This is a genomic window from Thermus sp. H19.2, assembly GCF_054979525.1.
Genome location: NZ_CM143429.1, coordinates 974,252 through 987,184 on the forward strand (window position 1 = coordinate 974,252; position 12,933 = coordinate 987,184).

General features: G+C 70.2%; 13 protein-coding genes. 5 read left to right on the top strand and 8 right to left on the bottom strand.

Translation table 11 applies throughout. The annotated features are described in order from the left end of the window. Window positions 1–71: 71 nt before the first annotated feature. From ACY5J6_RS05320 to ACY5J6_RS05355, 8 genes are all read right to left on the bottom strand, one after another. Window positions 72–728: a peroxiredoxin gene (locus tag ACY5J6_RS05320; protein WP_054638684.1), complete on the bottom strand. Its 657-nt coding sequence runs from the start codon at window positions 726–728 to the stop codon at window positions 72–74. A gap of 76 nt (window positions 729–804) precedes the next feature. After that, complete coding sequence (locus tag ACY5J6_RS05325) at window positions 805–1,131, bottom strand: nucleoside triphosphate pyrophosphohydrolase family protein (protein ID WP_462846327.1); 327 nt, start codon at window positions 1,129–1,131, stop codon at window positions 805–807. Next, complete coding sequence (locus ACY5J6_RS05330) at window positions 1,121–4,150, bottom strand: AAA family ATPase (RefSeq protein ID WP_462846328.1); 3,030 nt, start codon at window positions 4,148–4,150, stop codon at window positions 1,121–1,123. The genes ACY5J6_RS05325 and ACY5J6_RS05330 overlap by 11 nt, the downstream gene beginning before the upstream one ends. Then, entirely contained in the window at window positions 4,147–4,641 is a 495-nt protein-coding gene (locus tag ACY5J6_RS05335; protein ID WP_462846329.1) for a GerMN domain-containing protein, read from the bottom strand. Before ACY5J6_RS05335 ends, ACY5J6_RS05330 begins: the two co-directional genes overlap by 4 nt. After that, window positions 4,638–5,789: an N-acetylmuramoyl-L-alanine amidase family protein gene (locus tag ACY5J6_RS05340; protein WP_462846330.1), complete on the bottom strand. Its 1,152-nt coding sequence runs from the start codon at window positions 5,787–5,789 to the stop codon at window positions 4,638–4,640. Before ACY5J6_RS05340 ends, ACY5J6_RS05335 begins: the two co-directional genes overlap by 4 nt. Next, window positions 5,786–6,211 (bottom strand): SsrA-binding protein SmpB, encoded by a 426-nt coding sequence (gene smpB, locus ACY5J6_RS05345; RefSeq protein ID WP_462846331.1) that lies wholly within the window; start codon window positions 6,209–6,211, stop codon window positions 5,786–5,788. The genes ACY5J6_RS05340 and smpB overlap by 4 nt, the downstream gene beginning before the upstream one ends. Before the next feature lie 52 nt (window positions 6,212–6,263). Next, window positions 6,264–6,971 (bottom strand): carbon-nitrogen hydrolase family protein, encoded by a 708-nt coding sequence (locus tag ACY5J6_RS05350; protein WP_462846332.1) that lies wholly within the window; start codon window positions 6,969–6,971, stop codon window positions 6,264–6,266. After that, complete coding sequence (locus ACY5J6_RS05355; protein WP_462846333.1) at window positions 6,972–7,562, bottom strand: biotin transporter BioY; 591 nt, start codon at window positions 7,560–7,562, stop codon at window positions 6,972–6,974. A 170-nt stretch (window positions 7,563–7,732) separates the two neighbouring features. Here ACY5J6_RS05355 and gap point away from each other — a divergent pair, with 170 nt between their 5' ends. From gap to ACY5J6_RS05380, 5 genes are all read left to right on the top strand, one after another. Next, window positions 7,733–8,728, top strand: a complete 996-nt coding sequence (gap, locus tag ACY5J6_RS05360; protein WP_462846335.1) for a type I glyceraldehyde-3-phosphate dehydrogenase — start codon at window positions 7,733–7,735, stop codon at window positions 8,726–8,728. After that, window positions 8,729–9,898, top strand: coding sequence for a phosphoglycerate kinase (locus tag ACY5J6_RS05365; protein WP_462846336.1), 1,170 nt, complete (start codon window positions 8,729–8,731; stop codon window positions 9,896–9,898). It abuts the gene before it with no gap. Between the two features lie 83 nt (window positions 9,899–9,981). Then, window positions 9,982–10,734 carry a triose-phosphate isomerase gene (tpiA, locus tag ACY5J6_RS05370; protein ID WP_462846337.1) on the top strand — a complete coding sequence of 251 codons (753 nt, stop codon included), beginning with the start codon at window positions 9,982–9,984 and terminating at the stop codon, window positions 10,732–10,734. A gap of 81 nt (window positions 10,735–10,815) precedes the next feature. Next, window positions 10,816–12,276, top strand: a complete 1,461-nt coding sequence (locus ACY5J6_RS05375; protein WP_462846338.1) for an ATP-binding protein — start codon at window positions 10,816–10,818, stop codon at window positions 12,274–12,276. A 406-nt stretch (window positions 12,277–12,682) separates the two neighbouring features. Next, window positions 12,683–12,829 carry a hypothetical protein gene (locus ACY5J6_RS05380; RefSeq protein WP_462846339.1) on the top strand — a complete coding sequence of 49 codons (147 nt, stop codon included), beginning with the start codon at window positions 12,683–12,685 and terminating at the stop codon, window positions 12,827–12,829. Window positions 12,830–12,933: the final 104 nt, after the last annotated feature.

A 12,933-nucleotide genomic window follows, 5' to 3' on the forward strand; every position in this document is an offset into this window, starting at 1 on the left:
TGGGGCCCTGGCCAGGGGGGCGTGAAGGGAAGACCCCCTGGGGAAGCCCAGGGGGTCCTTGGCCTTGGGTTCTACTCGGCCTTCTGGAGGCGGAGGTACCAGCGGCGGTACTCGGTGTACTCCCCCTTCTTGGCCTCGTCGGCCTTCAGCTCGGGGAGGGTGGCGGGGGGCTTGACGATGCCCGGCTCCCCGGGCCGCCAGTTGGCGGGGGTGTTGAGGCCGGTGCGGTCGGTGAACTGCAGGGCCTGGAGGAAGCGGAGGATCTCATCGATGTTGCGGCCCGTGGTCAAGGGGTAGTAGAGCATGCCCCGCAGGATCCCCTGAGGGTCGATGATGAACACCGCCCGCACCGCCGCGGTTTCGCTGGCGGCGGGGTGGATCATGCCGTAGAGCTTAGAGACCTTCATGTCCAGGTCGGCGATGACGGGGAAGGTGATGGGGATGCCCGACATCTCCTCCAGGTCCTTGACCCAGGCCAGGTGGGCGTGGATGGAGTCGATGGAAAGGCCCACCAGCTGGACCCCCAGGGCTTCGAACTCCTTCTGCCGTTCGGCGAAGGCCAAAAACTCTGTGGAGCACACCGGGGTGAAGTCGGCGGGGTGGCTGAAGAGGACCACCCACTTGCCCCTTAGGTCGGAAAGCCTCAGGTCCCCCAGGGTGGTCTTGGCCACGAAGTCGGGGGCGGGTTCGTTCAGGCGGGGTAAGGTGGGTACGGCGCTTTCTTCCATACACGGCCTCCTTTCGCTGGCCAGGCCAGCGGGGGGCATTATACCTTCCCGGGGTATTTAACGCAAGCGGTTCGCACTATCGGTTATCCCCGGAGCCCCCCAGCCTTCCCCGCTCCTTGCGGGAGCGGAGCTTGGCCAGGTTGGCCTGGGCCACGGCCTCGAGGCTCGCCCCCAGGTCCGTGGCCACCTGGGCCACGTACCAGAGCACGTCTCCCAGTTCCTGAAGGAGGGCCTCCCGGGCTTCGGCGGTGAGGTGCCCCCCGTGGTCGCGCAGGACCTTCTTCACCTTGTTGGCGAGCTCCCCAGCCTCCCCGGCGAGGCCCAGGGCGGGGTAGACCAGGCGGTAGGCCTCGGGGTAGAGGGCGGTCTTTTGGGCCTCTTTCTGGTACTCCTCAAAGGTCATGGGCCACCTCCTTGCGGATGGCGTACACCCGGCTCACCCCGCCCTCGCTGGTGACCCCGTAGAGGGCGTGACAGGCCTCCATGGTGCGCTTCTGGTGGGTCACCAGGAGGAACTGGCGGCCTGAGGCCAGAAAGCGGGCGAAGCGGTGAAGGTTGGCCTCGTCCAAGGCGGCGTCCACCTCGTCCAGGATGGCCAGAGGAAGCCCCCCCTGGAGCTCCCCCAGGGCGAAGAGGAAGGCCAAAGCCCCCAGGGTCTTCTCCCCCAAGGAGAGAAGGCGCAGGTCCTGGGTGCGCTTGCCCTGGGGCACCAAAAGCAGCCTGAGCCCCCGGTCTTCCCGCCGCACCTCGGCCCGGGCCCCGAGGAGGAGCTCGGCGTGGGCCCGAAAGGCCTCTTGGAAGCGGTGGAAGCTCTCCTTGAGCCGCTCGGCGTACTCCTTTTCCACGGCCTGGACCTCGGCCTCGAGGCGGAGGAGGGCCTCCGTGGCCTCCATCACCTCCTTTTCCTTGGCCTCCAGGAGGGGTTCCAGGGCGGCGAGCTCCTTTTCCGCCAGGGCGTTCACCGGTCCCAGGGCCTCTCGTTCCCGCTCCGCCTGGGCGAGCCTCGCCTGGAGGGTCCGGGGGCTTCCCGGGTGGCGCTCGCCCGGGGGAAACTGGGCGAGCTCCCGGGAAAGCTCCTCCAGAAGGGCTTCCCGCCGGGCCAGGGTGAGGCGGAGGGTTTCCCGCTCGGCGAGGAGGGCGTTCCAGCGGGCCAGGGCCTGGGCCAGGCCCTCCTCGGCCTGGCGCCTTTCCCGGCGCAGGGCCTCAAGGCGGGCCTCCAGGGCCTTGGCCTCCTCCTCTAGGGGGGCGGAGGCCTCGAGGCGGGCTTCCAGCTCGGCCAGGCGGGCCCTCACCCTTCCCGCCTCCTCCTTGGCCTCGGCCCAGGCCGCGTGGGCCTCCTTTAGGAGGCGCCAGCGCTCCCAGGCCCCGGCCAGGGCCAGGGCCTCCTCCAGGGCCTTTTTCTCCGCCAGAAGCCCTTGAAGCCTCCCCTCTTCCGGCGGCTCCTTAGGGGGCGAGGGGGGCTCGGGGGGCTTGGGGAGAGGGGCCTGGAGGCGGGACCTTAGGGCCTTCACCTGGGCCCGGGCCTCCTCCAGGGCCTGGGTCCTGGGCAAGGGCCTTAGGGCTTCCTCCAGGGCTTGGGCCTCCTCCCTCAGGCGGCCGAGCTCCTCGTGAAGCTCCTCCAGGCGGCCCCGGAGGCGCAGGGCCTCCCCTCCTCCCTTCACCCTGCCCCCGGTGAGGGCCCCGGTGCGCTCCAGAACCTCCCCCTCCAGGGTCACCAGCCGCTCCCGCCCCCCCGCCTTGCGGTAGGCCAGGGCCGCCTCCAGGCTCCCGAAGACCAAGGTGTCCCCCAGGAGGACCCGCAGGATGGCCTCCTCGGGGAGGCCGGGAAGGCGCAGGCGGGCCAGGCGGTAGGCGGGGCCCAGAAGCCCCTCCGCCCCCCGGGGCCGGGGTGGGGGAGGGGGGTCCAGGAGGGTGAGGGGCAAAAAGGTGGCCCGCCCCCCCTGGGCCTTGAGGTGGGCGATGGCCTTTTGGGCCGCCCTTTCGTCCTCGGTCAGGACCCACTGGAGCCTTGGGCCTAGGGCCACCTCCAGGGCCAGCTCCAGCCCCTCCTGGGGCCTGACCAGGTCCGCCACCACCCCCAGGACCCCGGGGAGGCCCCGGGCCCGCCTGGGGCCCTCCTGGAGGTCGGCCCCGGCGGCGAGGAGCCCCTCGATCCGGGCACGCTCCCGCTCCAGGGCCAGGGTCTGGGCCTGGACCTCCCGAAGCCGGGCCTCCAGGCCCCGGCGCCTTTCCCCGGCCTCCTCCAGCTCCCTTAGGGCCTCTTCCCGCTCCTTAAGCTCCCTTTCCAGACGCCCTCGCTCCTCCAGGGCCCTTTGGTAGGCGAGAAGGCGCTCCTGGTGGCGGGCGAGCTCCAGCTCGTAGCGGCGCCAGGCCTCCTCCAGGCGGCGCTTCTCCGCCTGGAGCCGGGCCTCGGCCTCCTTCAAGGCCCGGAGGCGCCTTTCCGCCTCCTCCCGGCCCAGAGGAGGGGGGGGCGGCGGGGGGCCGGGGTCTTCGGGCGGGGGACGGTCCAGGGCTTTTAGGACCCGCCGGAGTTCCTGGGCCTCGGCCCTTAGGGCCTCCCTTTCCTTGAGGCCGAGGCGGACCTCTTCCAGGCGCCTCCTTTGGGCCTCCTCCTCCCGGGCCAGGGCCTCCCGCCGGGCCTCGAGGGCCCGCCTCCTTTCCAGGAGCTCCCCCTCCTCCTGGGCCAAGGCCAAGAGGCGCTCCCGGGCCAGGGCCATCTCCCTTTCCGCCTCCTCCTGGCGGGCGAGGAGGAGGCTTCGCTTCAGGCCCAGGATGAGCCCGGCGAGCTCCCGCGCCCTCTTGGCCTTCTGGGCCTCCTCCCGTAGGGCCAGGGCCCGCTCCCTTAGCCCAAAGAGTTCCTGCTCCTTGGCCTTGAGGAGGGCCGTGGCCTCCTCGAGGCGCTCCTGGGCGGTGCGGGCGGCCTCGGCCACGGGGCGGAGGCCCGCGGCCTCCTCCAGGTGGCCCAGAAGGACCTCCTCGGGGGCCTCCAGGAGGGCCCCCACCTCCCCCTGGCCCACGATGGCGTACCCCCCCCGGCCGAGCCCGGTGCCCGCCAGGTGGAGGGCCAAGGCTTTGGCGCTTAAGGGGCGGCCGTTCACCCGGAAAAGGCTCCGCTCCCCCTCGATGCGCCGCTCCACCACCAAGCGCTCCTTTCCCCGGGAAAGCTCCAGGCGCACCTCGGCGAAACCCGCCGGGGGCCTCTTCTCCGCCCCGTGGAAGAGGAAGGCCCTAAGCTCCTGGCCCCTAAGCTCCTGGGCCCGGGCTCCGGTGGCGAAGCGCAGGGCCTCCACCAGGTTGCTCTTCCCCGATCCGTTGGGCCCGATGATGCCGGTGATGGGGTCGGGGAAGTCCAGGACCACGCGCTCGGCGAAGGACTTGAACCCCTGGAGGATGAGGCGGTCTAGGCGCCAGGTTTCCTTCATGGCAGGGTGTAGGGCTGGCTCAGGTCCAGGTGGGCCAGGCCGGGGCTGGGCTTCCCTTCCACCAGGAACCGCACCTCCTTGGCCCCGGGGAAGGAGGCGAGGAGGGTGTAGACCAGGCTGTAGAGGCGGAAGACCTCGAGGGGGGCGTCCAGGCCCTGGGCGAAGTCCTGGGGCAGGTCCACCACCAGGGTTTCCCCCACCCGGAAGAGGGCCCTCGGGCGGGGGGCCTTTAGGGCCTCCGCCCAGACCCCTAAGGCCTTGGCCTCCGGGGTCTCCCCGGGGCCGAGGTCCAGGGCCAGGGTTTCCCTGAGAAAGCCCTGGGGGGGATTCGGGCGGTAGAGGACCAGGGCCAGGGAGGAGGCCCGCTTCTCCTCGGCGGGCAGGGGCAGGATGGGGGCCGAGGGGCCTCCTTGGGCCCGCCAGTAGGCGAGGCTTCCCAGGAGGAAGACCAGGAGGCCGAGGAGGTTCCAGGGGGTCAGGAAGCGCTTCATGGGGCCTCCAGATACCGGCGGATGCCTTGGGCCACCGCCTGGGCCAGGGCCTCCCGGGCCTCGGGGGTCTTGAGCCTTTCCGCCCCCACCTCCAGCACCACCGCCGCCCCCGGCACGTCGGTGAGGGCGTAGGGGCCCTCGGCCTGGGCCACCACCAGGCCCAAGGCGGAGAAGGCCCCGGCCAGGGCCTCCGCCAGGAGGTGGGGGTCCCCGGCGTAGACCTTGAGGAGGGCGGCCTGCTCCTTGGGGGCGGTCTTGAGGAGGGCCTCGGCGTTCTGGGCCAGGGGGAGGGAGCGGGCCTTGGGCAGGTAGAGGTTGAGGGCGCTTCCCTGGGTCATGTGGAAGGAGACCACCACCGAGGCGGTCTTGGCCTTTTGGAGGCGGGCCTCCAGGGGCAGGGTCTCGTCCTTGGTCCGGGTCAGGCGGCTTCCCGGCAGGCGGGCCGCCACCCGCCGGGCCAGATCCAGGGTGAGGTCCTTCTCCCTTAGCCCCCCCACCACCAGGCCCGGGTCCTCCCCCCCGTGCCCGGGGTCCAGGAGGACCTGGGGCGCGGGCTTGGGCAAGGGCCCCCACTCCAGGGCCACCTGGCCGCCCCCGGGGTAGTAGAGGCGGTCGGGAGGGGTGTCCAGGGGCAGGAAGAGGCCCAGGCCCCTTTGCTCCAGCCCCGGCTCCGCTCCTTGGGCCAGGAGGAAGAGCACCCCACCCTCCTCCTGGAGGGCGTTCACCTCCCGGGAAAAGCGGAGGAGCATCCGCCCCGGGGTCCGCTCCACCCCGAGGAGCCTGGCCCAGGGGAGGCCCAGGGCCACCCCCGCCTGGGCCCGGTACTGGAGCCCCAAGGCCTCCGCCAGGGGCCGCAAGGGGACGTAGACCCCGTCCTCCCGCCTCCAGGCGGCGCCTTTCCGGGCCGCCTCCCTTTCCTGGGCGAGGACCGGGAAGCTTTGGAAGCGGCTTCCCAGGCCCAGGGCCACCCGGTCCTCCCCTCGCCAAAGGGCAAGCCCCAGCCCTTGGGCCACAAGCCGCGCCTCCCCGTAGGACACCCCCAGCCCCCCAGGGTAGAGGGCCTCCCCCACGAGGGCCCCCGCCTTCAGGGGCTTGGGGGCTTGGGCCACGGCCAAGGCCAGGAAGGGAAGGAAGGGCCAAAGCCTCATAGCTCCTCCAGGGCCCTCTTCAAGGCTTGCTTCTTGTCTTCTTCCTTCTTCTGGTAGGCCCTCTTTCCCCGGGCGAGGCCCAGCAGCACCTTAGCGTAGCCCCGCTCGTTGAAATAAATCTTCAGGGGGACCAGGGTGAGGCCCTTCTGCTCCACCTTGCCCCGGAGCTTGTTGAGCTCGTGGCGGTGGAGGAGGAGCTTGCGCTTGCGGCGGGGGTCCACGTTGGTGTAGGAGCCCTTCTCGTAGGGGGCGATATAAAGGTTTTCCAGGTAAAGCTCCCCGTCCTCAAACCTGGCGAAGCTTCCCGTGAAGTCCACCTTCCCCGCCCGCAGGGACTTCACCTCGGTGCCCTTGAGGGCGATCCCCGCCTCGTAGGTTTCCAGGATCTCGTAGTCGTGCCGCGCGCGGCGGTTCTCCAGCACGGGGCCATCTTACCACCCCATGCGGGCCCAAGCCCGCATGGGGGCCCCGGTGTTACCAAAGCCGGTAGAGGTCTTCCCGGCGGTGCCGGAGGAGGGGGTACTTCTTGCGGTAGGCCTCGAGGAAACCCCAGTCGGGCTCGGCGACGAGAAGGCCTTCCGCCTCCCTCCGCGCCAAGACCCGCCCGTCGGGGCCCACGAAGAGGCTCGGGCTTTCCGTGTCCGCGCGGCTCGCCAGGAAGAGGTAGGCCTGGTTCTCCGCCGCCCGGGCCCGGGCCAGGACCTCCAAAAGCCCGGCGTACGCCCCGGGCCAGGCGGCCCCCACGAGAAACCCCTGGACCCCCTTCAGGGCGTAGGCCCGGAAGAGCTCGGGGAAGTCCAGGTCGTAGCAGAGGGCGAGGCCGAAGGCGCGGCCTTGCCAGGGGAGGAGGACGGGCCTTTCCCCGGGGCGAAGGCCCTCGTCCCCCTCCTCCCCCTCCGTCCGGTAGAGGTGGAGCTTGGCGTAAGCGGGGCCTTGGGGAAAAACCCGGAGGCGGTTTTGCTCCTCCTCCAGGTACCCCGCCACAAGGAGGAGGCCCGCCTCCTTCGCGAGGTCTCCTAGGGCCTGGGAAAGCCCGGGCGCTTCCCGCTTCCCCAAAAGGAGCTCGGGCAGGAGCAAAAGCCCCGCCCCCCGCTCCCGGGCCTCTTGGGCCAGGGGGCGGAGGGCCCTAAGGAGTTCCTCGAGGCTTTCCCGCTTGCCCAGGTGGGCCAGGGCGAGGCGCATCTACCTTTGGCCCAGGAAGCGCCAGGCGCTGGGGAGGAGGAGGGCGGCGAGAACCGCCTTCACCAGATCCCCGGGAACGAAGGGGAAGAGCCCCATGGCCAAGAGGGCGGAAACGCCCCCGAACTTCCCCGCGCCCATGAGCCAGGCGGCGAGCCAGGGAAGCCCCACCAGGTAGAGGAGGGCGTTCCCCAGGAGCATGGCGAGGAGGGTGCCGAAAAAGCTCCGGTCCAGGCGGAAGCGCTCCACCAAAAGCCCCACCAGCCCCGCCGCCAGGGGGAAGGCCAGGAGGAACCCGCCGGTGGGGCCGAGGATCTTGGCCAAGCCCCCGGTGCCCCCGGCGAAGACGGGAAGGCCCATGGCCCCCTCCAGGAGGTAGGCCAGGAGGGAGAGGAAGCCCAGGCGGCTTCCCAGGGCCGCCCCCACCAGGAGGACGCCCAGGGTCTGCCCGGTGATGGGCACCGGGGTGAAGGGGAGGGGGAGGGCGATCTGGGCGGTGAGGGCCACCAGGAGGCTCCCCGCCGGGATCAGGGCCAGGTTGCGGGCCAGGGTAGGCTTGGGCCAAAGGGCTTCGACAAGGGTGGTTGCCTTCATAGGTGCCTCCAGAGGACCGCCTCCGGGCGGTCGTAAACCAAAATGCCCAAAAAGGGTTTACGCGTCAACCCCGAAGGGAAGGATAGGCCAAAACTTATGGAAAAGGCCCTATACTGGGCTCAAAGCCTCCCTCCCCCACCGAGGGGCCCAAGGAGGCGAGGAGGCAAGCTATGAAGGTAGGCATCAACGGATTCGGCAGGATCGGACGCCAGGTGTTCCGCATTCTCCACGGGCGGGGCGTGGAGGTAGCCCTGGTCAACGACCTCACCGACAACAAGACCCTGGCCCACCTCCTGAAGTACGACTCCGTCTACGGCCGCTTCCCCGGGGAGGTGGGCTACGACGAAGCCTACCTCTACGTGGACGGGAAGGCCGTCCGGGCCACGGCCCACAAGGACCCCCGGGAGATCCCCTGGAAGGAAGCGGGGGTGGGGGTGGTGGTGGAGTCCACGGGGGTCTTCACCGACGCCGAGAAGGCCCGGGCCCACCTCGAGGCCGGGGCCAGGAAGGTGATCATCACCGCCCCCGCCAAGGGGGAGGACCTCACCGTGGTCCTGGGGGTGAACGAGAAGGACTACGACCCGGCCAAGCACCACGTGATCTCCAACGCCAGCTGCACCACCAACTCCCTCGCCCCCGTGATGAAGGTCCTGGAGGAGGCCTTCGGCGTGGAGAAGGCCCTCATGACCACCGTGCACTCCTACACCAACGACCAGCGCCTCCTGGACCTCCCCCACAAGGACCTGCGCCGGGCGCGGGCGGCGGCCATCAACATCATCCCCACCACCACCGGGGCGGCCAAGGCCACCGCTTTGGTCCTCCCCTCTCTCAAGGGGCGGTTTGACGGGATGGCCCTCCGGGTACCCACCCCCACGGGGAGCCTTTCCGACATCACCGCCCTCCTCAAGCGGGAGGTGACCGCCGAGGAGGTGAACGCCGCCCTCAAGGCCGCGGCGGAGGGCCCCCTGAAGGGCATCCTGGCCTACACCGAGGAGGAGATCGTCCTCCAGGACATCGTCATGGACCCCCACTCCTCCATCGTGGACGGGAAGCTCACCAAGGCCATCGGCAACCTGGTGAAGGTCTTCGCCTGGTACGACAACGAGTGGGGCTACGCCAACCGGGTGGCCGACCTGGTGGAGCTCGTCCTGAAGAAGGGGGTTTAGATGCGCACCCTCAAGGACCTGGAGCCCAGGGGCAAAAGGGTCCTGGTGCGGGTGGACTTTAACGTCCCCATCCAAGAGGGTAAGGTCCAGGACGAGACCCGCATCCAGGAAAGCCTCCCCACCCTCCGCTACCTCCTGGAAGGGGGCGCCTCCTTGGTCCTCCTCTCCCACCTGGGCCGCCCCAAGGGTCCCGACCCCAAGTACTCCCTGGCCCCCGTGGGCGAGGCCCTGAGGCGCCACCTTCCCAAGGTGCGCTTCGTTCCCCACGGGCCTGGCTCCGAGGAGGCCCGCAGGGCGGTGCAGGAGCTCTCCCCGGGGGAGGTGGCCCTTTTGGAGAACGTCCGCTTTGAGCCGGGGGAGGAGAAGAACGACCCTGAGCTTGCCGCCCGCTACGCCAGGCTGGGGGAGGCCTTCGTCCTGGACGCCTTCGGGAGCGCCCACCGGGCCCACGCCAGCGTGGTGGGGGTGGCGAGGCTCCTCCCCGCCTACGCCGGCTTCCTCATGGAGAAGGAGGTAAGGGCCCTCTCCCGCCTCCTCCAGAACCCCGAGCGCCCCTACGCCGTGGTCTTGGGCGGGGCCAAGGTTTCCGATAAGATCGGGGTTCTGGAAAGCCTCCTTCCCCGCATAGACCGCCTCCTCATCGGGGGAGCCATGGCCTTCACCTTCCTCAAGGCCTTGGGCGGCGAGGTGGGCAAAAGCTTGGTGGAGGAAGACCGGCTGGAGTTGGCCCAAGACCTCTTGGGGCGGGCGGAGGCCTTGGGGGTGAGGGTCTTCCTCCCCGAGGACGTGGTGGCGGCGGAGCGGATAGAGCCCGGCGTAGAGACCCGGGTCTTCCCGGCCCGGGCCATCCCCGTTCCCTACATGGGCCTGGACATTGGCCCCAAGACCCAGGAGGCCTTCGCCCGGGCCCTGGAAGGGGCAAGGACGGTCTTCTGGAACGGGCCCATGGGGGTCTTTGAGGTGCCCCCCTTTGACGAGGGAACCTTGGCCGTGGGGCGGGCCATCGCCGCACTCGAGGGCGCCTTCACCGTGGTGGGCGGGGGGGACTCGGTGGCGGCGGTGAACCGCCTGGACCTGAAGGACCGCTTCGGCCACGTTTCCACCGGGGGCGGGGCGAGCCTGGAGTTCCTGGAGAAGGGGACCCTGCCCGGGATCGAAGTGCTAAAGTAGCCCCTTTGGTTTCGCAACATGGAATCCCGGTTGGGGTTGTGGCGGGGCCTTTTGGGGGCTCCCGCTTTGCTTAAAATGACCCCATGCGGCGCGTCCTTGTAGCGGGCAACTGGAAGATGCACAAGACCCCCTCCGAGGCCCGGGTGTGGTTTGCCGAGCTCAAGAGGCTCCTTCCCCCCCTAGAGTCGGAGGCCGCCGTCCTCCCCGCCTTCCCCATCCTCCCCGTGGCCAAGGAGGTGCTGGCCGAAACCCAGGTGGGCTACGGGGCCCAGGACGTCTCCGCCCACAGGGAGGGGGCCTACACGGGGGAGGTCTCCGCGCGGATGCTTTCCGACCTCGGCTGCCGCTACGCCGTCGTGGGCCACTCGGAGAGAAGGCGCTACCACGGGGAGACGGACGCCCTGGTGGCGGAGAAGGCCAAAAGGCTTCTGGAGGAGGGGATCACCCCCATCCTCTGCGTGGGGGAGCCTTTGGAGGTGCGGGAGAGGGGAGAGGCCCTGCCCTACACCTTGAGGCAACTCCAAGGAAGCCTCGAGGGGGTAGAGCCCAACGCCCCCGAGCGCCTGGTCATCGCCTACGAGCCCGTGTGGGCCATCGGCACCGGGAAGAACGCTACCCCCGAGGACGCCGAGGCCATGCACCAGGCGATCCGAAAGGCCCTTTCCGAGCGGTACGGGGAGGCCTTCGCCCAAAGGGTCCGCGTCCTCTACGGGGGAAGCGTCAACCCCAAGAACTTCGCCGACCTCCTCTCCATGCCCAACGTGGACGGGGGGCTCGTGGGCGGGGCGAGCCTGGAACTGGAAAGCTTCCTCGCCCTCCTCCGGATCGCGGGTTAGGGGAGGGTGCCTCCCTAGGCCACCGGGTGGGCATGATCCGGGCTTAGGACCGAAAGCCGGGGCCTTGTCTAAAATGGCCCCGTGGCCCGGGAGCTTCCGGGGAACCCCCTGGCCCCCGCCCTCCGCCTCCTGGAGGAGGGGAGGGACCAGGAGGCCCTGGCCTTTCTCCTCCTTCCCCAGGAGGGCCCTTGGGAGGCGGAGCGCCTCGCCCTTCTCGGCTTCGTGGAGGCGAGGCGGGGGAACCTTCAGGCCTACCGCGCCCTGGCCCAAAAGGCCGTCCAGAGGGCGAAGACCCCCCTCACCCTCTACCACCTAGGCCTGGCCCTTCCCCCGAGGGCGGGTGCCCTGGCCCTGGAGGAGGCCCTTCGGCGCACCGAGGACCCCCAGGCCCAGGGCCGCCTCGCCCTGGCCCTGGCCCGCGCCTTGAGGCGGCTCGGCCGCCTGAGGGAGGCCCTGGACTACGCCGCCTTAGCCCATGCCCGGGGGTTCACCCCCTCCGCCCTCCTGGAGTGGGCCTGGCTCGCCCTTCTTGCGGCGGAGGAGCCTTCCCTCCCCGACCTCCTCCGCCAGGTGGAGCCTTTGAGCCTGAGGGGAGGCGCGGGGCTCTACGCCCGCCTCCTCATGGCCCACCTTCGCCTCCTCCAGGGAGAGGAGCCCACCGCCCGGGCCTACCTGCGGAAGGCCCTGGAGGAGGCCCCTCTTCCCGCCCTCCCCTACCTCGCCCCCGCCGGGGTGCGCATCCTGGGGAAAGAAGCCCTCCCCTTCCTCCAGGCGGCGAGGCCCTGGGCCAAGGAGCCTCCCGTCCAGGCCCTCCTCGCCCTGGCCCAGGGGCTTTACCGGGGGGACGGGGAAGGGGTGGCCAAAGCCCTTCCCCTCCTCCTGGAGGAGGCAGCGGAGGAGGCCATGCGGGGCCTCCTCTTCCTGGGAAGGCCCCACCCCCTCCGGGGAGAGCTCTCCAAGCGGGGGCAGGAGTTTCTCTGGCCCGCAAGCCCTTCGGCCCACTTCCAGGCCCTGGGGGAGCCGAGGCTTGGGGGCGAGCCCCTCCCCCTGCGCCAGGCGGAGCTCCTCGTCCTCCTCCTTGTCCGAAAGGAGGGCTGGAGGGGGGAGGACCTGGCCCAGGCCCTCTACGGGGAGGCCAACGGGCCCGCCCTCCGCATGGAGGTCCTGCGCCTGAGGCGGCGGGGGCTTGCCGTGGAAAGCCGCCCCTACCGCCTGACCCAGGCCCTCGCGGCGGACTTCTTGGAGGTGTGGGAGGCCCTCCGCCAAGGGGACCTAAGGGGAGCCCTCGCCCGCTACCGGGGCCCTCTCCTTCCCCAAAGCCAGGCCCCCGGGGTGGAGGCCCTCCGCCTGGAGCTGGAGGAGGCCCTAAGGCGGGCGGCCCTGGCCTCTAAGGACCCGGATGCCCTCTTCCTCCTGGCCGAGCGCCTGGGGGAGGACCTCGAGGTCTGGGAGGCCCTCCTGGAGCTCCTTCCCCCGGAAGACCCCCGCCTTCCCATCGCCCAAGCCCGGGTGGAAAGGCTCAGGAAGGAATGGGGCCTCTAAGTACCCCACCGCGGCCAAAGCCGCGGTGAGGGCCCCAAAAGGCATTCCCACAGCCCCGGCTTGGGCACCCCAGGTTGCAAAGCCGAAGTGGCGCTTAGAGCCCAAGCCCCGGGGGCGGGCAGTGGGGGACGAGGCACTGGGGAAGGACCCCAGAGCCCCCGGGAAGGGCGAGGAGAAGCCACAGGAGCCGCTTTTCTAAAGGCTGCCCAGGTTAACATAGCCACAGCGTACCGCCCAGGGACATTTATGAGAGCTTCATGAGTTACGTGGGCGTTACCTTCCCCTTGCTACCCTAAGGTCAGTCTGAGGATGGCCGAGAGGGGTGAAAGGGCATGCGAGAGGGGATGCTGAAGAGATCGCCTGCTCCCGCTGCACCCGGCTTCCTACCTGCATGGGGGGGTGCCCCTTGAAGGTGGTCTTCCCCGAGGCCATGCCCGAGGGGAAGGTGGAGCTGGAGTGCACCACCTTCAAGTGGAACTGGAAGCGCACCTTTGCTTTGCTAGCTGAACGTGCGGGCGAGGCAGAGCCGACACCTCGCCTCTGCACGGGCTAGGGAAAGGAGGTGAGGAAGATGCGGTGGATTGTAAAGCCTTCCCGGGTGCAGCCCTTGGGTGACCCGGGTTGCGGTGGTAGGAGGCCGTGCCCAACAAAAAACCC